At 37.0% G+C, this 19,836-nt stretch carries 20 protein-coding genes, 1 pseudogene, 1 riboswitch and 1 other annotated feature; of the genes and pseudogenes, 9 read left to right on the top strand and 12 right to left on the bottom strand.

Annotation, left to right across the window (positions count from 1 at the left end; genetic code table 11):
* Positions 1–2 precede the first annotated feature (2 nt).
* Positions 3–1,001, bottom strand: coding sequence for a tryptophan--tRNA ligase (locus ACK1U5_RS01920; protein WP_069604654.1), 999 nt, complete (start codon positions 999–1,001; stop codon positions 3–5).
* A 44-nt stretch (positions 1,002–1,045) separates the two neighbouring features.
* Positions 1,046–1,254 (bottom strand) — a binding site (T-box leader).
* Between the two features lie 138 nt (positions 1,255–1,392).
* On the opposite strand from ACK1U5_RS01920, the gene ACK1U5_RS01915 reads away from it, so the two are divergent.
* Positions 1,393–2,550: a 1-deoxy-D-xylulose-5-phosphate reductoisomerase gene (locus ACK1U5_RS01915; protein WP_000241774.1), complete on the top strand. Its 1,158-nt coding sequence runs from the start codon at positions 1,393–1,395 to the stop codon at positions 2,548–2,550.
* Between the two features lie 28 nt (positions 2,551–2,578).
* On the opposite strand, the gene ACK1U5_RS01910 is transcribed toward ACK1U5_RS01915, so the two are convergent.
* Both ACK1U5_RS01910 and ACK1U5_RS01905 read right to left on the bottom strand, forming a co-directional pair.
* Positions 2,579–3,700, bottom strand: coding sequence for an AI-2E family transporter (locus tag ACK1U5_RS01910; RefSeq protein ID WP_000411480.1), 1,122 nt, complete (start codon positions 3,698–3,700; stop codon positions 2,579–2,581).
* A gap of 63 nt (positions 3,701–3,763) precedes the next feature.
* Entirely contained in the window at positions 3,764–4,012 is a 249-nt protein-coding gene (locus ACK1U5_RS01905; protein ID WP_000539730.1) for a GlsB/YeaQ/YmgE family stress response membrane protein, read from the bottom strand.
* Positions 4,013–4,221: 209 nt separating this feature from the next.
* Between ACK1U5_RS01905 and ACK1U5_RS01900 the strand changes: the two genes are divergently transcribed.
* Together ACK1U5_RS01900 and ACK1U5_RS01895 are read left to right on the top strand one after the other, a co-directional pair.
* A complete protein-coding gene (locus tag ACK1U5_RS01900; protein ID WP_000601225.1) occupies positions 4,222–4,683 on the top strand; it encodes a GNAT family N-acetyltransferase in 462 nt (153 codons plus the stop codon).
* Positions 4,684–4,721: 38 nt separating this feature from the next.
* A riboswitch (cyclic di-AMP (ydaO/yuaA leader) is annotated at positions 4,722–4,864 on the top strand.
* Positions 4,865–4,960: 96 nt separating this feature from the next.
* Complete coding sequence (locus ACK1U5_RS01895; RefSeq protein ID WP_000945243.1) at positions 4,961–5,104, top strand: hypothetical protein; 144 nt, start codon at positions 4,961–4,963, stop codon at positions 5,102–5,104.
* A 73-nt stretch (positions 5,105–5,177) separates the two neighbouring features.
* Here ACK1U5_RS01895 and ACK1U5_RS01890 read toward each other — a convergent pair.
* From ACK1U5_RS01890 to ACK1U5_RS01875, 4 genes and pseudogenes are all read right to left on the bottom strand, one after another.
* Positions 5,178–6,332: pseudogene (locus ACK1U5_RS01890) on the bottom strand (collagen-like protein); the annotation flags it as partial.
* 85 nt (positions 6,333–6,417) lie between these two features.
* Positions 6,418–8,925: a collagen-like protein gene (locus ACK1U5_RS01885; RefSeq protein ID WP_069604983.1), complete on the bottom strand. Its 2,508-nt coding sequence runs from the start codon at positions 8,923–8,925 to the stop codon at positions 6,418–6,420.
* A 146-nt stretch (positions 8,926–9,071) separates the two neighbouring features.
* Entirely contained in the window at positions 9,072–9,827 is a 756-nt protein-coding gene (locus tag ACK1U5_RS01880; RefSeq protein WP_000679180.1) for a class I SAM-dependent methyltransferase, read from the bottom strand.
* Between the two features lie 39 nt (positions 9,828–9,866).
* Positions 9,867–10,409: a CGNR zinc finger domain-containing protein gene (locus ACK1U5_RS01875; RefSeq protein WP_001072941.1), complete on the bottom strand. Its 543-nt coding sequence runs from the start codon at positions 10,407–10,409 to the stop codon at positions 9,867–9,869.
* 112 nt (positions 10,410–10,521) lie between these two features.
* Between ACK1U5_RS01875 and ACK1U5_RS01870 the strand changes: the two genes are divergently transcribed.
* The gene (locus ACK1U5_RS01870) at positions 10,522–11,715 is read left to right on the top strand and encodes an MDR family MFS transporter (RefSeq protein ID WP_000675759.1); all 1,194 of its coding nucleotides are present in this window, start codon (positions 10,522–10,524) and stop codon (positions 11,713–11,715) included.
* 40 nt (positions 11,716–11,755) lie between these two features.
* Here ACK1U5_RS01870 and ACK1U5_RS01865 read toward each other — a convergent pair whose 3' ends face one another.
* Complete coding sequence (locus ACK1U5_RS01865; RefSeq protein ID WP_069604984.1) at positions 11,756–12,670, bottom strand: tetratricopeptide repeat protein; 915 nt, start codon at positions 12,668–12,670, stop codon at positions 11,756–11,758.
* A gap of 298 nt (positions 12,671–12,968) precedes the next feature.
* Here ACK1U5_RS01865 and ACK1U5_RS01860 point away from each other — a divergent pair, with 298 nt between their 5' ends.
* The gene (locus tag ACK1U5_RS01860) at positions 12,969–13,346 is read left to right on the top strand and encodes a hypothetical protein (protein ID WP_065845320.1); all 378 of its coding nucleotides are present in this window, start codon (positions 12,969–12,971) and stop codon (positions 13,344–13,346) included.
* Positions 13,347–13,422: 76 nt separating this feature from the next.
* Positions 13,423–13,662, top strand: a complete 240-nt coding sequence (locus ACK1U5_RS01855; protein WP_000747679.1) for a DUF3923 family protein — start codon at positions 13,423–13,425, stop codon at positions 13,660–13,662.
* A gap of 123 nt (positions 13,663–13,785) precedes the next feature.
* On the opposite strand, the gene ACK1U5_RS01850 is transcribed toward ACK1U5_RS01855, so the two are convergent.
* The 4 genes from ACK1U5_RS01850 to ACK1U5_RS01835 all read right to left on the bottom strand — a co-directional run bounded on the left by ACK1U5_RS01850 (position 13,786) and on the right by ACK1U5_RS01835 (position 16,857).
* Positions 13,786–14,334 (bottom strand): DUF2179 domain-containing protein, encoded by a 549-nt coding sequence (locus ACK1U5_RS01850; RefSeq protein ID WP_000938438.1) that lies wholly within the window; start codon positions 14,332–14,334, stop codon positions 13,786–13,788.
* A gap of 198 nt (positions 14,335–14,532) precedes the next feature.
* Complete coding sequence (locus tag ACK1U5_RS01845) at positions 14,533–14,946, bottom strand: ATP synthase subunit I (protein WP_000613876.1); 414 nt, start codon at positions 14,944–14,946, stop codon at positions 14,533–14,535.
* A 52-nt stretch (positions 14,947–14,998) separates the two neighbouring features.
* Complete coding sequence (locus ACK1U5_RS01840) at positions 14,999–16,330, bottom strand: hemolysin family protein (RefSeq protein WP_000402257.1); 1,332 nt, start codon at positions 16,328–16,330, stop codon at positions 14,999–15,001.
* A 119-nt stretch (positions 16,331–16,449) separates the two neighbouring features.
* On the bottom strand, positions 16,450–16,857 hold the full coding sequence (locus ACK1U5_RS01835) for a MerR family transcriptional regulator (protein ID WP_000285635.1): 408 nt from the start codon (positions 16,855–16,857) through the stop codon (positions 16,450–16,452).
* 261 nt (positions 16,858–17,118) lie between these two features.
* On the opposite strand from ACK1U5_RS01835, the gene ACK1U5_RS01830 reads away from it, so the two are divergent.
* The 3 genes from ACK1U5_RS01830 to rfbG all read left to right on the top strand — a co-directional run bounded on the left by ACK1U5_RS01830 (position 17,119) and on the right by rfbG (position 19,832).
* A complete protein-coding gene (locus ACK1U5_RS01830; protein ID WP_448814762.1) occupies positions 17,119–17,892 on the top strand; it encodes a glycosyltransferase family 2 protein in 774 nt (257 codons plus the stop codon).
* A 115-nt stretch (positions 17,893–18,007) separates the two neighbouring features.
* On the top strand, positions 18,008–18,775 hold the full coding sequence (gene rfbF / locus ACK1U5_RS01825; RefSeq protein WP_000648807.1) for a glucose-1-phosphate cytidylyltransferase: 768 nt from the start codon (positions 18,008–18,010) through the stop codon (positions 18,773–18,775).
* Position 18,776: 1 nt separating this feature from the next.
* The gene (gene rfbG, locus ACK1U5_RS01820; protein ID WP_000168666.1) at positions 18,777–19,832 is read left to right on the top strand and encodes a CDP-glucose 4,6-dehydratase; all 1,056 of its coding nucleotides are present in this window, start codon (positions 18,777–18,779) and stop codon (positions 19,830–19,832) included.
* Positions 19,833–19,836: the final 4 nt, after the last annotated feature.

Below are 19,836 nucleotides of genomic sequence, written 5' to 3'. Positions count from 1 at the left end.
GCTTAACGTTCCCTCTTAAATCCAATCCGTTTTTTAATTTCCGCTAAATTTACCTTTGCAATAGCGCGTGCCTTCTCAGCACCGTTTTCTAACGCCTCATATAATAAATTCGGCTCATTCATATACATTGCGTACTTTTCACGAGGTCCAGCTAACTCACGATCTACAACGCGAAACAACTCTTTTTTCACATCGCCCCATCCGATTCCAGTCTCATATTTTTCACGTAATGACTGTACTTCGTCTTCTGTCGCAAATTCTTTATAAATTGTAAATAAGGTTTCTAGTTCTTTCGGTTCATTTGGAAGTGAAGAATCTGTTTTGATTTTAAATATTAATTTTCGTAGTTTTTCTTGCTCTGCAAATAATGGGATTACATTTCCGTAACTTTTACTCATTTTCCTTCCATCAAGACCAGGTAAAATAGCTCCTTCTTCTTGTATGACATACTCCGGAAGTGTAAATGTCGTGCCAAATGTATGATTAAAATACGTCGCAATATCACGTGCGATTTCAATATGCTGAATTTGGTCTTTTCCAACTGGTACATGGGTAGCTTGAAATAATAATATGTCAGCTGCCATTAAGATCGGGTACGTATATAACCCCATGTTCACTTCCGCATCGACCTCTAACCCTGCTTCTTTATTTTGCTCCACCTTCGCTTTATACGCATGAGCACGGTTCATAAGACCTTTCGGCGTTAGGCAAGCTAAAATCCAAGCTAATTCTAGAATCTCCGGCACTTCTGTTTGTCGATAAAAAATAACATCTTCTCCAAGTCCAAGTGATAACCAAGTAGCTGCTACCTCTTTCGTATAACTGCTGAACTTTTCTGAATCATGCACAGCATTTAATGCATGATAATCAGCTATAAAGTACAATGCTTTTCCTTCATTATTCTTTGACATTTGTAATGCAGGTTTAATCGCGCCAATATAATTTCCTAAATGCGGATAACCTGTCGGCTTAATTCCTGTTAACATTATTTTTTCACTCACACTAACTCCTCCTTTCTCAAAATAAAAAGAGCCCCTCATCCTTAAAAAAGGACGAGAGACTCCCGCGGTACCACCTTAATTAGCTATCATTAGCTCACTTCATACTTCAATAACGTGAAGTAACCGTCTTTAACCTACTCATTTCAGTTAGAAGCTCCAGAGTCCATTCCATATTCATCCCTTACTGATTCTCACCACATATCAGCTCTCTGAAAAGTTTCGAATATGTACTCTTCTCTTTCATTGCTTTTTCGTTATTTTTTACAGTTTATCACATTTCACTTCCAAACAAACCCGAATTTTCTATTTTATATAGCAGGAATTTTCACTTCAATTGTCTAATGTTATATAGGTTTGCAGAAATATTCGAAACAACTTTGGAGGTTTTTTCATGGTAAAATATATATCCATTTTAGGCTCCACAGGATCCATCGGCACATCTGCATTAGATGTCGTTTCAGCTCATCCTGAACATTTCAAAATCGTCGGTTTAAGCGCAAATTATAATATTGATCTTCTTGAGCAACAAATCAAAACGTTTCAACCTCGTATTGTAAGCGTTGCAACAAAAGACTTAGCAGACACGCTTCGTACGCGTATTTCAGCGAATACAAAAATCACATACGGAACTGATGGCTTAATTGCGGTAGCTACTCACCCTGATTCAAATCTTGTATTAAGTTCTGTTGTCGGAGTTTCCGGACTACTTCCAACGATTGAAGCATTAAAGGCGAAGAAAGATATTGCCATCGCTAATAAAGAAACGTTAGTTGCAGCTGGACATATCGTAACTGAACTAGCGAAACAAAACGGATGTCGCTTAATTCCAGTAGATAGCGAACATTCAGCTATTTTCCAATGTTTAAACGGAGAAAATAATAAAGAAATTGAGAAATTAATCGTTACAGCTTCTGGCGGTGCATTCCGTGATAAAACACGTGATGAAATGCAAACATTACAAGCAAAAGATGCTTTAAAGCACCCAAACTGGTTAATGGGCGCAAAACTAACGATTGATTCTGCCACATTAATGAATAAAGGGTTCGAAGTAATGGAAGCGAGATGGCTATTTGATATTCCATATGAAAAAATTGATGTAATGATTCATAAAGAAAGTATCATTCATTCTTTAGTAGAATTTATTGATGGATCAGTTATGGCACAGCTCGGTGCTCCTGATATGAGAATGCCGATTCAATATGCGTTTCACTATCCTACTCGGCTACCTTCTTCCTATGAAAAACTAAATTTATTAGAAATCGGTAGTTTACATTTTGAAAAACCAAATTTAGAGAAGTTCCCTTGTCTACAATACGCATATGAATGTGGCAAAATCGGTGGTACTACTCCCGCTGTATTAAATGCAGCAAATGAAATTGCGAATGCACTATTCTTAAAAAATGAAATTGCCTTTTTCGATATTGAAAAAACAATTTACAAAACAGTTGAAGCTCATCATAACGTAAAAGATCCTTCACTAGATGCTATATTAGAGGCGGATCAATGGGCACGCCAATATGCAAATGAATTGTTAATAAAAAAGCGCTAAAACAGATAATACTGTTTTAGCGCTTTTTTCACGTATTCAACTTAACAAATCTATAACCGTGCGTAACTAATACTTTCAATATCGCATATCCTGGAATGGCTAAAATAATGCCCATAATCCCGAATAAGTTTCCGGCAGTTAAAATGATAAAGATGATAGTAATCGGATGAATGTCTAACTTTTTCCCCATAACTTGCGGAGAAATAAATTTACCTTCTGCTAATTGTACAACCATCATAACGATAATTACTTTTAACACCATTGCTGGCGAGTCGATAAATGCGATAATTAACGCTGGTGTAATGGCGATAATTGGTCCTACGTACGGAACGATATTTACAATCATCGCTAAAATTGCAAGTAGTACCGCATATTTAATACCGATAATAAGGTAACCAATTAATAGCATAATACCGATAAACAAGCTAACGATAATTTGCCCTCTAATATATGAGCTAATTGCATAATGCATATCATCTAGTATTCTCATTGCTGCTGGTTGTCTTTGCTCTGAAATAAACTTTAAGAAGTGATTCGGCAATTGTTCGCCATCTTTTAAAAGATAGAACAATATAAATGGAACCATTACAAATGTTAAAACAACCTCTGTAATAGTACTCAAAAATCCAGTTACATTCCCAGTTACTGATGATAATGACTTTGTAAAATCAACTGTATAGTCTTTTACCATATTCGCAACATTAATATTTAAATTCTCCTGAATTTTACCGAGTAAATTACTTTCCCCGAATCTACGTGCTGCTTGTTCAATCTCATGGCCAAAATACGGTAAGTTATCAATTAATGCATCAATTTGATCTTTAATAATAGGGATAACCGTTACAACTAAAAATACAAATAATCCTAGTACGATTAAATATATAGAAGCTATCGATACGATTCTTGAAACACCTTTCTTTTCTAAAAGCGAAACGAATGGATGTAAAATATAGAATAGTACGCCTGCTAATAGTACTGGGAAGAAAATTGTTTTTAAAAATACGATAAACGGTGTAAAAACAAATGATATTTTTGTTAGCAATAAAATATTAATGAACAATAACGCAAATCCAAGTAATACCGCCAAATAATTTTGTTCTCTAAAAAACTTTCTTAACTTATCTCTTTTTCTTATATTTATTTTCTCCAATGAAACCACCTCTTCGAATGATGAAAAGCCCTTATTCAGGGCTCTTCATCATAATCTATATATCTATTTCTTTGCAGCTTTCACTACAAATGATACAATAAAAATTAACACGATTGCACCTAATAATGCTGGCACGACATGAATCCCACCAAATGATGGCCCAAAGGATCCAAATAATCTACCACCTAACGAAGCACCTAATAAACCTGCGATAATATTTCCGAACATACCACCCGGGAAATTTTTACCCGTTATAGAACTAGCAATTGCACCTATAATAGCACCAACTATTAATGTGATAATCCATCCCATTTTTAGCCCTCCATTTCTATTATAGTTTGTATGATTTAATACAAACATATGTATTTATCATTGCTAATCATATTTCACTATAGAAATATATTTACTACTATTTTACATATGGAGATACATATATTATATGCAAAAAAGAAAAATATTGTCAAACTCACCCATAAAGCAATTATATTCATATACCATATTTAAAGGAGGCTTCATTATCTATGATTCTTAAGTTAAATTCCAGTTCTTTTGAAGTAGCAACATCCATTTTACAGGTTCAAATTCCAGCTTATAAAGTTGAAGCAGACTACTTAAATAGCACTGCCATACCTCGTTTATATGATACTGTAAACGATATTCAAAGTTGTGTTGAAACATTCTATGGATATTTTTCTGAAAATAAACTTGTCGGTTTTATTTCTTTTGTACAAGAAGAAAAACTAATCGATATCCACAGGTTAGTTGTATCCCCCGATTTTTTTCAAAAAGGAATCGCAACGAAACTCCTAATTTATATATTTAACATGTTTCCCTCTTCAATGACATACATTGTACAAACAGGTAAAGCGAATACCCCTGCTATTACTTTATATAAAAAACACGGATTCATTACAGTATCAGATACAATACTTCCTGACGGTATGATTCTTACGCAATTAAAAAAGACAGAATACACAAAATAATTTGACTTGTTCGCTCCTTTATGTTATTTTTTACTTTATAAAACCTTTTGCTGAGTCCAAATTTTGGAGCGGGGGAACCATTTTTGTAGCTATGCTACTTGGGGCGAATCTTTTTTAAGTAGGGAAACTCTCACTTCCCGAGTCCGACAGCTAACCTCGTAAGCGTAATGGGAGAGGAAGGTGCTTTTTGCCTATGTTACACATTTTGCCTCCTTAATTATAAATATGGGATCGATATCAAATAGTCACCTATATTTATAGAAAAGGAGAATGTATTATGTTACGTTTATCTGATCACGCAATTAAAATGATGGAGCAAAGACTCCGAATTGAAAAACAACGCACATATCAAGCAAATAAAGTTGTAGATAACTTACATCACAAATACTTCTTTCAGCATATTTTCCAACCGAAAAGATGAAGAAAATGTTTATTTAATATTAAAAAACACAAGGTGTGTCTTACAAAGACATTCCTTGTGTTTTTTATATTCTTTATAAAATTCTCACTACATTTAAACTTGCTGTAATCGCACCTGCTATAGTGGTCACATGCCCTGCACCTAATGGACCATTTTGTAACACTAATGTTGAATTTGCACTTGTTACATTGACTAGTAACGTATTGGAAATAGCAGGTTCTAACACTACAGTCGATGTCGTTACATTTAGTATAAAGCTCCCTGCTACTTGTGTTCCGTTTAATAGTAATCTTACAGACACCGTTTCATTCCCACCAGTTGCATCCGCTTGAAAATAATAACTTACTAAATATATTCCTGGCGTGGATACCGTGACAGTTGTTGCACTAGTTAACGATACACCAGTTCCATATACAGTGGATCCAGAATTAATTGGGATGGTAGCATTTGCCGCAATTGCACTTGTTGATGTAGAGAAGAAATAGCCACCACCTGTCGATATAGCAGATGATCCTGTTGCTCCTGTCAAGCCAGTTGGACCTGTTGCTCCTGTTGGGCCCGTTACCCCCGTTACCCCTGTTGCTCCAGTTATTCCTTGTATGCCTTGGATTCCGGTTGGTCCAGTTGCACCAGTCACTCCTGTCGCTCCTGTTGCGCCGGTTGCTCCCGTCACACCTTGTGGGCCTTGAATTCCTTGGATTCCTTGTGGGCCTATTATTCCAGTCACTCCGGTTGCTCCCGTTGGACCCGTTATCCCTTGCGAACCTTGGATTCCTTGGATTCCTTGTGGACCTGTTACTCCCGTAGAGCCGGTCGCTCCTGTTGGGCCTGTTACTCCTTGTGGACCTTGGATTCCTTGAGGACCTTGAGGGCCTGTTACTCCCGTCGGACCTGTTGCACCAGTTGCACCGGTTGGACCCGTCGAGCCAGTTATACCTTGTATGCCTTGAGGTCCAGTCGGGCCTGTTGGACCAATCGGACCTTGAATTCCTTGCAGACCTTGAATTCCCTGTGGACCGGTTGGACCTTGTATCCCTTGTATTCCCTGAATCCCTTGCGGGCCTGTTGCACCAGTTGGACCGGTTGGACCTTCTGGGCCTTGCACTCCTTGTATTCCTTGTGGGCCGGTTGGACCGATTGGACCTTGTACGCCTTGTATTCCTTGCGGTCCAGTTGGTCCACCTAAAGCACCAGTTGGACCGGTTGGACCAGTGGGCCCCGTAATACCTGGCGGTGGAAAAGGAATAGGTGCTTGAAACTTACTACACTTATCTTGATTCTTCACAAGCATCTCCCCCGTTATAACTAACGTATCAAACTATTTTTAATACATTTAAACTAGCTGTTATCACACCAGATAATGTCGTTACATGCCCGATAGCTAACGGACCATTTTGTAAAGACAAAGATGCATTTGAAGAAGTAACTTCAATGACCATCGTATTCGAAACTGCTGGTTCTAATATAAAAGTACCTCCTGTAACATAAAAAATAAAACTCCCTGCGACTTGTATTCCATTTAAAGTAAGCCTCACTGAAATTGTTTCATTTCCGGCAGTTGGATCGCCTTGAAAATAATAGCTTACTAAATAAATTCCCGGCGTACTTAACGTTACAGTTGTTGCATTTGTTAAACTGACATCAGAACCAAAAACTGTAGATCCAGAATTAATTGGTATTAACGCATTCGCTGCAATTATACTCGTTGAAGTAGAAAAGAAATAACCTCCCCCGCTAGGTAAGCCAGTCGCTCCTGTCGCTCCCGCTATTCCCAAGAAACCTATTGAACCTGCACTACCAGTTGCTCCTGTCGGTCCCACCACGCCACTTGGGCCCTGACTACCTTGTGCTCCAACTGGGCCTATACTACCACTAGCACCTGTCACCCCACTTGCTCCAATTGGGCCTTGCAACCCTTGAATCCCTTGTATACCTTGTATTCCTTGCGGACCCGTTGCACCTGTATTGCCTGTCGTTCCCGTTATTCCTTGTATTCCCGTAATCCCTTGAACACCTTGCACACCTTGTAGTCCAGTTGCCCCAGTTGCTCCTGTGGCTCCAGTTTCGCCCGTTGCTCCTGTAATTCCAACATTTCCTTGTGGGCCTTGTGGGCCTTGACTACCTTGCGCTCCTTGGACTCCTTGTGAGCCTGTTATACCGACTTCCCCTGTATTTCCTTGGGGACCTCTAATTCCTTGTGCACCTGTTGGGCCGATAATTCCTTGCACTCCTTGTATTCCTTGCACTCCTTGCGCTCCTGTTGGACCCGTTATTCCTTGTAATCCTTGAGGACCTTGCAAACCAATAGCTCCAGTCGGTCCTATTATTCCTTGCACTCCTTGAGGACCTTGGGCACCTTGTGTACCTGTCAATCCGGTAGTCCCTTGTATCCCTTGAACACCTTGAGGACCTTGTGTTCCAGCTGCTCCTGTTTCCCCTTGAATTCCTTGAACTCCTTGTATACCTTGTGCTCCAGCAGGACCAGTTGCTCCTCGGATTCCTTGTGTTCCTTGAGCTCCTTCCGCTCCTGTAACACCAACTGGACCAGCTATCCCTTGTATTCCCACCATTCCTTGTGCACCTGTTGGACCTATCACACCTTGTATACCTTGAATACCTTTAGGACCTTCCGCACCAGTTGGACCTGTTACTCCCAGCGGACCTTGTATTCCTTGAGAACCTTCTGCACCAGTTGGACCTGTTATACCTTGGTTACCTTGAGGACCTTGTGCTCCTTGTACTCCAACTGCTCCAACTACACCTTGGGAACCTTGCGCTCCCCTTACACCTTGAGAACCTGTTGGACCTGTTATACCTTGCACTCCTTGCGCTCCAATTGGTCCTATCCCTCCGCTTACACCTGTTGAACCGGTCACACCCGTTGGACCTGTTGGACCTCCTGGTGGACCAGGTGGGCCAGCTGGTCCAGTCACCCCACTAGAAGGGCCAATTGGACCGGTCACTCCCGTCGGACCGCCCGGTGGTCCTTCTGAGCCTTGAGTGCCAATACTACCCGTCGCTCCTGTTATACCTCTTATTCCCTTTATCCCTTGAAAACCTGTTGCTCCCGTTATACCTTGTATTCCTTGCACACCTTGTGGTCCTTGTAAACCTATTACACCTGTTATCCCCTTTATTCCACTTATACCTTGGGCACCTTGCATTCCAGTAGAACCAGTTGGACCCACTTCACCTTGTATTCCTTGAGCTCCTTGTGGGCCTTCTTCTCCAGTAATTCCTTGTATACCTTGGAAGCCGTCTTCCCCTTGTATACCAATAGCCCCTTGCTCTCCTTGTATTCCTTGAACACCTTGAGGGCCTTGTGGACCAGTTATACCCGAGACTCCAGTTATGCCTCTCTCTCCCTGCATTCCTTGTGCCCCTGTTTGTCCTCGCTCACCTATTTCCCCTTGTATTCCTTGTATGCCTTGTATACCTTGACTACCAGCAGGACCCGTAGCTCCTTGTATTCCTTCTAATCCTTGTGCTCCAATATCACCAATTAGACCTTGGTTACCAATTAATCCTTGAGCACCTTGGAGACCAGTTGGGCCAGTTATACCTTGCTCTCCTGTATCACCAATAACCCCTTGTATTCCTTGTGCTCCTGTTGTCCCTCGGGGACCTTGTATTCCCCTGATACCTTGAAGACCTTGGGGCCCAGTTGCTCCCGTCGGTCCAGTCACCCCTGTAGGACCAACAGGACCTTCATGCCCTCCAGTTGGACCGATTGGACCACTATTACCTGTCGGACCCGTTGCTCCTATAAGCGGAAGAGGCAGTGCCACTCCAAATTTTTTGCACTTTCTATGATGACGCACAACAATCCCCCTTCCCCAAAATAATTACACCTTTTATATGAAATGCATTTTTATAAGAAAAGTACACCTTTGACCTCATTTTTTTAAAATAAAGAAGCCTATGATTTCATCTATTTGAAATCATAGGCTTCTTTTATAAAAACACTTTACTTTCTAGCTTTAATAATAAAAGTAGTCGGCACCATTCTAGCTTTATATAAAGAATAATACTTCGTAGACGGCTCAGCTAGTTCTCCATCAAACGAGCTTGATGGTTCAGGCTCTTCTATTCTCTCAATTTTAAATCCCGCTCTATTTAACTCATTTATGTATGTACTTATTTTTCTCTTATATAATGTCGCTTGTACATTTTCTCCTTTAAATGTTTCAAACGTAATGGGCGTTTCCTCATGATAAGAAGACTTTATAGCAACTTCTTCTGTACCATACTGTAAGTTTGAATATATGGGATGCTCCCAGCTAAAAATAAAACTTCCTCCTGGCTTTACATACGAATAAATCAATTCCAACGTTTTTCTTAAATCCGAAGTCCAGCCTAATGCATAAATGGAGTATACAATATCAAAATAATCTTTCGGTATATCCCCTTCTTCTTCCATTGCTCCACATATTAACTTTGGATTCCAACTCTTTAACGTTTCATTCGCTATTTTAATTTGTTCACTTGAAAGATCCAGGCCCCATACTTCCTCTGCTCCATGTTCCCCCATATATTTCAGCGAATGCCCACTTCCACATCCAATATCAAGTACCTTTTTATCTTTAATTGAATCGAACAAATGAATCTCATCTTCAGACGCCGTATAAGGACCATATTTCGGTAAACAATCCACTTGAAAGAAATAAGGTGCAACTGTATCCCAACACTTTTTATTTAAAGCTAACATTTGTGTACCTTTCATATGCTACATTCCCCCATCCATTTTCTTCCCCACTATTAATTACACATCATAACCCGTTCTTCCTTTTCTCTTCGCTCGGTAATTTTTCACTTTTGCAATTGTACCGCACGCTCTTCCTCCTTCTTCTCCAGCATACATACCGCACCATCTTTTACTTCCATTACGCGAATGATCATAAAATACCCAGCGGCAATCTGGACATGCTTTTAACCTTCCCCACACATTTTCTTGAATTGACATTAATACAATGCTTAACACTTTTGTATACACATTCTTTTCATATACTGGTTCATATGTAATACCTTTCATATCATCCTTTATATGTACATGAAATGGGTATTTCTCTAACCATTTTTGCAATGATCCTTTGCCTTCAATTGTCATCCGAATATCTTCTCGAAAACCTCTTAATTCCTCTATCCTATGAAATGGAAACTCTTCATCAAAATATTCTTTCATAAAGAGCTTTATATCTTCTTTTGTTTGCAGCAAATCAATTGGCTCTCTCGTATCGTTTGGTATTCTCCATGTATTTAAAAATTCCCGAATATATTCTAGTTCATTTGGAGCGTTTTGATTCAATTCGATCCACCTTCTTCTTAAAATTTACTTTTTTCTGACTTTATGTATAATTATAGTATAAAATAGTTAACCATCAAATAATTTTACTGGTTACATAATTAGGAGGATTTCTATGAAAGGTTTCTCAACACCGATACGTTTCATGCTTATTTCTTCATTTTTTATGTCTTTTGGGTATTTTGCAGTATACGCATTTTTAGCTATTTATCTATTAACCTTTCTTCATTTTTCTGCTGTCCAAGTAGGAACAGTGTTGACGATTATGACAATTACATCACGAGTTATCCCATTATTCTCAGGGTTAATTGCTGACAAAATAGGCTATATCATTATGATGATAGCCGGATTATTTTTAAGAGGAGTCGGATTTATCGCTTTAGGAATATGCTCTGATTTCTATACAATTTCTATTTCTTCTGCACTTATTGGCTTCGGAACTGCATTTTACGAACCTGCCGCTCGCGCTATATTTGGCTCACAGCCAGCTCATTTGAGAAAAAATTTATTTACATATTTAAACCTTAGCTTTAATTGCGGTGCAATAATCGGACCAATTGCAGGAGGATTCTTACTCTTACTCGATCCACTCTACGCTTTCTCTCTAACAGGATCTCTTATGCTGTTATTTGCTTTTATTTTTTACTTACTTAAAAATCACTTCCAAGTCACTACTGAAAACACGTCTATTACATTAGGAATACAGGTCATCTTACAAAACAAATCTTTCCTTCTGTTTTCCTTTATCATGATTTTCTTCTATATTATGTTTACTCAGCTTACTGTCGCACTTCCACTTCATATGAAAAACATTAGTAATAGCAATCAACTTGCTACACTCGTTATTACGATAAATGCGATAACAGGCGTCATATTTATGGTATTATTCCGAAAATTATTCCACAAATACAACACACTTTCGATTATTAAATACGGTGTTTTATTAATGAGTATTTCCTTTTTACTCATTCCTTTATTTCAACACCCATATTGGCTCTTTATTTGTGTAATTTTATTTACAATCGGTGAAACACTCGTATTACCTAACGCTGATATCGCTATTGCAAATTACAGTAATGAATCATATACAGCCACTTTCTTCGGATTTTATCAACTATCACTCGCATTTGGTTTTATCATTGGTAATTATACCGGTACATCTTTTACATCCAACTTAAGCGGAATGTATACACCATGGCTTATTTTTGGCGGAATAGGACTTATTGGTTTTATTTCACTACATATTTTGAATATAAAAAAAGTGGCCTCTAAAGAGGATATACACCTATGTAATACAAGCGACCTATAACGAAAAAGATTCGACCATCATATGTGACAGTCGAATCTTTTTATTGTTCATATTCAAGATGATTATGCCTTTTACAACCAAACAAATAGCACCCACCTATAAAATCCGTTTCAAATTCTAACCCTGGAACATATCCAGATTTGATACGTTCTACCATTGTTTTATAACAATTATTCTCTTCTGTATATTCCTCAATTAACTCTTTCTTATCATTTTCTGTCCAATTTTCTTCTACTTCTTCATTCTGAACATCTTCTATTTCTGCTGTTTTCGCTTCGATAGATTCCCGTATAACTTCATTTATACGGGAGAAATTATTCGTTTTATATAGAGCATACACAAATCTACCAATCCAATTAGGACTTTTCCAGCATTCTTTATATCCCTTTTCGAACCATTCAATTGCTTCTTTATAGCAATTCAATTCAACATATAAATCTGCTACATTAATTTCCCCTAAAAAATTATCAGATTCCCTGTTAAAAGTATCTAACTTCTCTTTTGCTTCTGTCGTTCGTTCTAAATCAATTAAACATTTTACATAGCTATACATGATATAGTCCGAATCCCCTGCAACTCGTAAAAAAAATTCCGAAGCTTTTTCCAGCTCTCCAAGGTTATAATGAGCTACAGCTACATTATGATATGCTTCATCCGATGGTTGAATCGAAATAGATTTTTGTAATACTTCTTTCGCTTCTGTCCATTTTTCTTGTTTCATGTAAATGTCCCCTAAGATGTTATAAGGAAAGTATGAAGAAGGATTCAACTTAACAATTTCTCTTATTAATTCAAGAGCTTTATCATCATTCTCTTCCTCATAGAAGTACATCCAAGCCAGATTATTGAGAGATTGTACGTCTCTAGATTCATGTACTGCTTGTTGAAACAGTTCCATTGCTTCCTCATATTTATTTTGTTCAAACATTTCAATTGCCTTCTCGTTAATGTTCAAATAACTACCTCCGAAGTGAATAAATTCATCTACGCTTTATCATTATTTTAAGATGTAAAAATTGAAATTTCTATAAAAAATTTCTTTATCCTGTCTACATTTCGATTGAACTAGAAGCTAAAACACACGAATTTACAACAATAAGTAAATTTTTCAGTCTCTCTTACATTGGATATACAGCCTTTTTTAATTTACATATTATGGTACAATAAAAAGAGTACTAGCTAAACATTTACGCTCCACACTAGTAGTCTAACAATGCCAAAATCAAAAATCACATAGAATCGGAGGGGATGTTATGAAAAGGAAATTACTTGTTCTTCTATTCACCGGAATCATACTATCAGGATGTTCAACTATAGCAGAGAATTCTTTAGAAAGCGGGAAAGGCAGTATGGAATTATTAACACCAACGATCACAGCAAAAGATAATGAGTTAGAAATTAAGACAGAGGGAATTGATGAAAATAAAGTAACTTTTATTTATGTTGCTAATAAAAAAGTATTGGAACAAAAACTAAAAAATGGTGAATCCTACAAGCTTAACATTAAAGATATCGAACACTCTCATAGGACAGACTACAAACCAAAAGTTCAACTTTTCCAAACGAAAGATGATAATGATGATGGAGAAATGGTAACCTTCAAACAAGTTAGATATACAGTTAAAAACTGATTTTAAAGTTGTTTCATTATAAATGTAACGAACGAAAATATACTTTTAACAGTAGATAAATGTAGGGGGTGCTAACATGAAAAAACGATGGATTTCTTGGTGGATTGGTAACATATTTTGGATTATCGTTTTTGGAATATGGGCCGCTATTATTTGGCTACGAGATGTTGATGGGGCTGGTGTTATTCAAACACCTGAAATTAAATCAATATCACTTATCGTTTTATTAATTGCGTTTATCATACCGGTATTTTTTCAAATTATATGGCTAATCATTAATTTGAGAATGAGTAAAAAAAATAATTATACGATTTAGTTTTTTTGAATTAATAGATGAATATTTTTCATAAAAAAAGAGAGAAATCTACATCAAAATAGATTCCTCTCTTTTACATTTGGACTTATACTGCACTTTTAATGCAGCACTACTCCTCTTTTTTTACGATGCATGTTCATCTTTCTTTTTCATTAACGCTCTTTTCTTCATCGCCTTCGTTAAATATCCACCCTTAAACGAGCGAATTTCATACGAAGACATAAACGCTTTCGGTGCAATTTCATTAATGATTTCCAAAAGTTCTTTCTCTCTAGAACGCTTTGCAACGATATCTAAGCGATAACGTATAGAATTAATACCTTCGCCCTCAAATACTGTAACGCCAAATCCAGAGTGACGTAATTCATCTACTAATTCATTACAACGGTCTAGTAAACTAACTTGATACGTAATATAACCAATTGCTAATTTATTCTCTATATAACCGCCTAATAACAGTCCTGCACTAAAGCCAATGACATAGGCAACGATGTTCATCCAATTTGATAAATCTTGAAACACAATACCTAAACTGACAATGTAAATAGCTCCTTCTAACAATCCAACACCAGCAGCGGATCTTGTTTGATTCTTTACAAGCAAAATCGTACGGATTGTTAATATTGGAACGTAAATAATTTGAAGCACAAAAATAAGTAGCGCTTGTAACATTGGTATCCACCTCTTTCAAAAAGTCTTTTGTCATAATAACATACATAACCTTTAGAAATCGATGGGTTTTTTAAAATTTTTTTATTATTTTTCATACTATTGAAAAACACAAAAAAGAAGCGTATTATATTTGTCATTAATTTGATTACTTGTATCATATCGCTAAACTAAAAAAGGAACCTGATTAGGTCCCTTTCATCATAGCTCTATGTTTTTCGAAGCATGTTCTCTTTGCTTCTCTTCTTCTTTCACTAACTGCATATTTGCATACGCTAAATTTGCAATCATTAAAAAGTGACCACCTAAAATACCTGTACCGAATGCCCACATTTCCATTTCATGCTCAATTTCATACATGATGATAGCTCCTAAAATAGCAGCTGCAAATCGGTTTAAAACTCCTAATCCAGGAGCCTTTTCCTTCATTACGATACTTTTTCCGAGTTTCTCCACTCTGCGAGCTAATAACCAAAGACAATAGGCGCTTACTGCTAATCCAATACCGAACCCTGTCACTTGTTTTCCAAACGGAGTAATCGTCCACATAAGTAGTAAACCACTAAAGATCACATACAATTGTAATCGATATACACGTAAGGCTTCTTGAATCAAAATATCCGCTCCTAAGTTCTCATTTTTTGTACTTTAGAAGAAAAGCAGCAACTTACACAGTTGCTGCTTTCTCTTCTTCTTCTTGTTCTTGTTCCATCTTACGAATTTCAACACGTTTAATTTGGTAAGCGTCTTTTTCTAACACTTTAAATTCATAACCTTCCGCCTCAACGTGTTGTCCTTCTTCGATTTCATGATTTTGCATCATAATCCATCCACCGATTGTATCCACATCATCTTCTTCGATGTGTAATCCAAATAAATCTTTCACTTCTGAGATAAGCACTTTTCCATCAACAATGATATGTTGCTCGTTCACATGTTGAATTGGCGGTGCTTCATCTTCATCATATTCGTCACGAATTTCGCCGACGATTTCCTCCAAGATATCTTCAAGCGTTACAATTCCGGCTGTTCCTCCGTACTCATCATATAAAACAGCCATCGGAATTCGCTTCTTCTGCATTTGAAGTAATAAATCGTGAATTGGAGTCGTTTCCATCACTTCAATAATCGGACGCATATACGAGCGAATAGATGATAAATCTTTTTGATCCTCGGTCATATATCGAATAAAGAAATCTTTTACGTTGACCATACCGATAATATCATCTTTATCTTCTCCAAAAATCGGATAACGTGTGTATCGCTCATTTTGGATCACTTTCATGTGTTCTTCTACTGAATCTTCCAGGTAGAAACCAACGATTTCTGTTCGCGGTACCATAATCTCTTTTGCAATACGATTATCAAATTCAAAAATGTTATTTACATACTTGTATTCAGCTTGATTAATTTCGCCACTTTCATAGCTATCTGAAAGGATAAGACGTAATTCTTCTTCTGTATGAGCTACTTCATGTTCTGAAGCTGGCTTTAAACCGAATAAACCAGTTATCACACGAGCTGAACCGTTCAATACCCAAATAAATGGATACATTACTTTATAGAACATCATTAATGGACCTGCCAATAATAACGTTACCCTTTCAGCCTTTTGAATTGCCATCGTTTTCGGAGCTAATTCCCCTACTACAACGTGTAAATACGTCATAATCATAAAAGCAAGACCAAATGTTAATACTGATGAAATAGAAGGATTTAAGTTCCATTTCTCAAATAACGGGTGTAATAACTTTTCAATTGTCGGTTCACCTAACCAACCTAATCCCATAGCTGTAACTGTAATACCTAATTGACAAGCAGATAAATATTCATCTAAATTTGTTGTTACTTTTTTCGCTGCTAAAGCACCGCGTTTTCCTTCCGCAACAAGCTGATCGATACGACTTGAACGTATCTTTACAATCGCAAACTCTGCTGCTACGAAAAATCCAGTAAATGCGATTAAAATCGCAACCATGACTAAATTAAATATTTCCAATGAATCCCCTTAGTTAAAAAACTAAGGTGTCCACCTCCTGTATACTATAATGTTTTCTTATTTGTTCGTTAGAAAACATAGCCCGATACAAAAATTAAAGAGGTCGGATTTCACTTATTCTATAATAATAGAGCAAGTGTCTGTATTAAAGCTGTCGTTTGACCAGATAAAGATTTCGATATTTTTTCACGTTGTGAATCAGTCAATCCATCTAAAAGCGGCTTTAACTCAGTAAGCTCCACTTCTAATTGATGAATATGGTCTGTCACTTCATTCACTTGTTTCGAAACGTGTTCATTGATACCGAGCAGCTTCTTCTTCTCCTCGATTTTCTCTTTAATCTCACAAAGCGGCATATGCATTTCTTTGCACTTCTCAATAAATTGTAATGTCTCAAATGCTGTTTCGTCGTAATAGCGATAATTAGATTGAGATCGCTCCGCTTTTAAGATACCTAGATTCGTATAATAATCAATCGTTCGTTTCGACACGTGAGCCATGAGAGCCAACTGTCCGATTCGATACACCTTCCCAACGATCTTCCCCCCTTGTTTATATTACTTACATCATACAATACATAAACTGTACAGTCAAACGTGACGGTTTATTATTCACAATTTATACAAAATCCCAATCTCCTCCTATGATGATTCAATACGAGTAATCTACACTTATACAATAAAATTACTAAACTACTACCTAATCACTACATTGTCTGCCACTTTTAACCTTTCTTATTTAAAAGCATATCCTACTAATAATGATTGCTTGTATAGGAGGGAATTAATATGAAAAAGACAATCATTTCTCATTTTTATAATGAAGAATACCTACTTCCATGGTGGCTTATGCATCACACGAAAATATTCGATCACGGCATTTTAGTTAATAGAGGGTCTACAGATCGTTCCGTAGAGATTTGTAAACTATTAGCACCCCACTGGGAAGTACGAAATTCAAGATTTCTTGAGTTTGATCCAACTAATACTGATATTGAAGTGATGGAAATTGAAAGAGAAGTTTCAGGTTGGAAAATCGTTTTAAATACTACTGAATTCTTTTGTTGTAATAATACTGAAGAATTTTTTTCATCTCTTCATACACTAGGCCAAAACATGTATGCGATTAGAATGATTTTAATGATAGATAATCATAATTATAATTATTCAAAGCCTAGATATTCTATCCCCTTAGTAGAACAGCGATACCACGGTGTCTTCCCTTATAACCCAAATCTCGGATGTGCTTGGAGATTTATTCACAATCATCTAGACGGTGCATATTTACCTGGTAGACATCATTCGCGGCACGGATATATAATTTATGACTATCCTTCATTTATTTTAAAATTTTATTTTAGCCCTTGGAATGAACAATCAAAAGCAAGAAAATTACAAATTACACCTACCCTTTCAAAAAGGGGTGTTCAAATGGGACTTCAAACACATTACGGTCAATCTCCTGAAGTACTGGACATACGTTTTTTAGAGCTTAGTAACCTAACACAAGACCTCCGTCATAACCCTGAATATCAAAAATTATTTCCAAAATTCAAACCGTAATATTTTCTGCATCGTCATCACCTCAAACATTTTCATTCACTTAATCAAAAACAATCTCATTTGCATAAAACATGAATACTGTATAAATAATAAATTTTTATTTTAGGAGGAAAAAATGAAAGCTGTTATTCTTGCTGGTGGGTACGGTACAAGAATTGGGGAAGAAACACATTTAAAACCGAAACCTATGATTGAAATTGGAACAAAACCCATTCTATGGCACATTATGAGTTTGTATAGTCATTACGGGATTACTGAGTTTATTATTTGCTTAGGCTATAAAGGATATGCAATTAAAGAGTTCTTTCTAAATTACAACTTACACATGTCTGATTTCACAATACAGTTAAACGATAATACAATTACTAGCCATTCTCATCGTGTAGAACCATGGAAAGTTACACTAATCGATACTGGTGTAAATACCGAAACGGGTGGCCGAGTGAAAAAGATTCAAAATTATGTCGGAGACGAACCTTTCTGCCTCACTTATGGTGATGGATTAAGTAATGTAAATATAAAAGAACTTATTACATTCCATAAAAAACATGGAAAAATGGCTACTGTTACTGCCGTACAACCTCCTGGTAGATTCGGTTCTCTCATATTAGATAAACAGTCTGTAACATCTTTTCAAGAAAAACCATTAGGTGATGGCGGATGGGTTAACGGTGGATTTTTCGTTTTAAATCCTGAAGTTTTCAATTACATTAGTGGAGATAAGTCTGTTTTTGAAACAGACACTTTAGTTCAGTTAGTAAACAAAAATGAATTGGCCGCATATCAACATTCTGGTTTTTGGCATCCGATGGATACATTGCGCGATAAAAATAAATTAGTCGAGCTATGGGAAAGTAATAACGCTCCGTGGAAGGTTTGGTAATATGGCTTCATCATCTTTTTGGAATAAGAAAAAAGTATTTATTACAGGACATACTGGATTTAAAGGCTCCTGGCTCACCCTTTTCTTAAGTTCTTTAGGTGCAGAAGTAGTAGGCTTTTCTTCTCATCCCCCATCCATTCCTAACACTTTTGAACAAGGTAACGTAGCAAAAGAGTGCACGACAATGAAAGGCGATATTACAGATTACCATTCTTTATTTCATGCCATGAAGCAGCATAAACCTGACATAATATTTCATTTAGCAGCTCAGCCAATCGTAACCGCTTCATACAAAAACCCTATCGATACATTCAAAACGAATGTTTTAGGTACTGTTCACGTGCTAGAAGCAGCAAAGTCCATCGAAAGCGTACGTGCCATTATTAATGTGACAAGCGATAAATGTTATGAGAATGACGGTAGTGGCGACCGAGCGTTCGTGGAAAATGACCGACTAGGAGGTTTCGACCCTTATAGCGCTAGTAAAGCTTGCGCTGAAATAGTGGCAACATCCTATCAAAAATCATTCTTCCGCACTAATACCCAGAAACTCGCCTCAGTCAGAGCTGGTAACGTCATCGGCGGTGGTGATTGGGCAGAAGACCGATTATTCCCTGATATCATTCGGGCATATTTGCACAATCATACTTTGTGTATTCGAAACAAATATGCCGTCCGTCCGTGGCAACATGTTTTAGATCCTTTACATGGCTATATCCTTTTAGCTGAGAAACTTTGGAATGATGCTAAATATGCAGAAGCGTGGAATTTCGGCCCAATGAATGAACCTAACAGAACCGTTCATGATGTCATTGAATCTGTAATAAAATTATGGAATAACCCACTAACAATCATTTCCTCCTCTACAAATACTCCTTATGAATCACCTGTTTTAACACTCGATAGTACAAAAGCAGTAAACAAACTCGGCTGGACTCCTAAGTTATCAACAGATGATGCTATCGCTTGGACTGTTGATTGGTACAAAAAATATGCATCTGGTGAAAATATAGAATCTTTCACACGACAACAAATCGATGCATTCAAAAATTTATAAGGGG

The sequence above is a fragment of the Bacillus sp. XB1 genome, assembly GCF_053557995.1.
This window is presented reverse-complemented; position numbering and strand designations above follow the sequence as displayed.

Excerpts from the sequence above, each read along its gene's own strand:
- ACK1U5_RS01915 (WP_000241774.1), top strand. The coding sequence starts at position 1,393 with ATGGTAAAATATATATCCATTTTAGGCTCCACAGGATCCATCGGCACA.
- ACK1U5_RS01905 (WP_000539730.1), bottom strand. The coding sequence starts at position 4,012 with ATGGGATGGATTATCACATTAATAGTTGGTGCTATTATAGGTGCAATT.
- ACK1U5_RS01900 (WP_000601225.1), top strand. The coding sequence starts at position 4,222 with ATGATTCTTAAGTTAAATTCCAGTTCTTTTGAAGTAGCAACATCCATT.
- ACK1U5_RS01895 (WP_000945243.1), top strand. The coding sequence starts at position 4,961 with ATGTTACGTTTATCTGATCACGCAATTAAAATGATGGAGCAAAGACTC.
- ACK1U5_RS01880 (WP_000679180.1), bottom strand. The coding sequence starts at position 9,827 with ATGAAAGGTACACAAATGTTAGCTTTAAATAAAAAGTGTTGGGATACA.
- ACK1U5_RS01870 (WP_000675759.1), top strand. The coding sequence starts at position 10,522 with ATGAAAGGTTTCTCAACACCGATACGTTTCATGCTTATTTCTTCATTT.
- ACK1U5_RS01860 (WP_065845320.1), top strand. The coding sequence starts at position 12,969 with ATGAAAAGGAAATTACTTGTTCTTCTATTCACCGGAATCATACTATCA.
- ACK1U5_RS01855 (WP_000747679.1), top strand. The coding sequence starts at position 13,423 with ATGAAAAAACGATGGATTTCTTGGTGGATTGGTAACATATTTTGGATT.
- ACK1U5_RS01850 (WP_000938438.1), bottom strand. The coding sequence starts at position 14,334 with ATGTTACAAGCGCTACTTATTTTTGTGCTTCAAATTATTTACGTTCCA.
- ACK1U5_RS01830 (WP_448814762.1), top strand. The coding sequence starts at position 17,119 with ATGAAAAAGACAATCATTTCTCATTTTTATAATGAAGAATACCTACTT.
- rfbF (WP_000648807.1), top strand. The coding sequence starts at position 18,008 with ATGAAAGCTGTTATTCTTGCTGGTGGGTACGGTACAAGAATTGGGGAA.
- rfbG (WP_000168666.1), top strand. The coding sequence starts at position 18,777 with ATGGCTTCATCATCTTTTTGGAATAAGAAAAAAGTATTTATTACAGGA.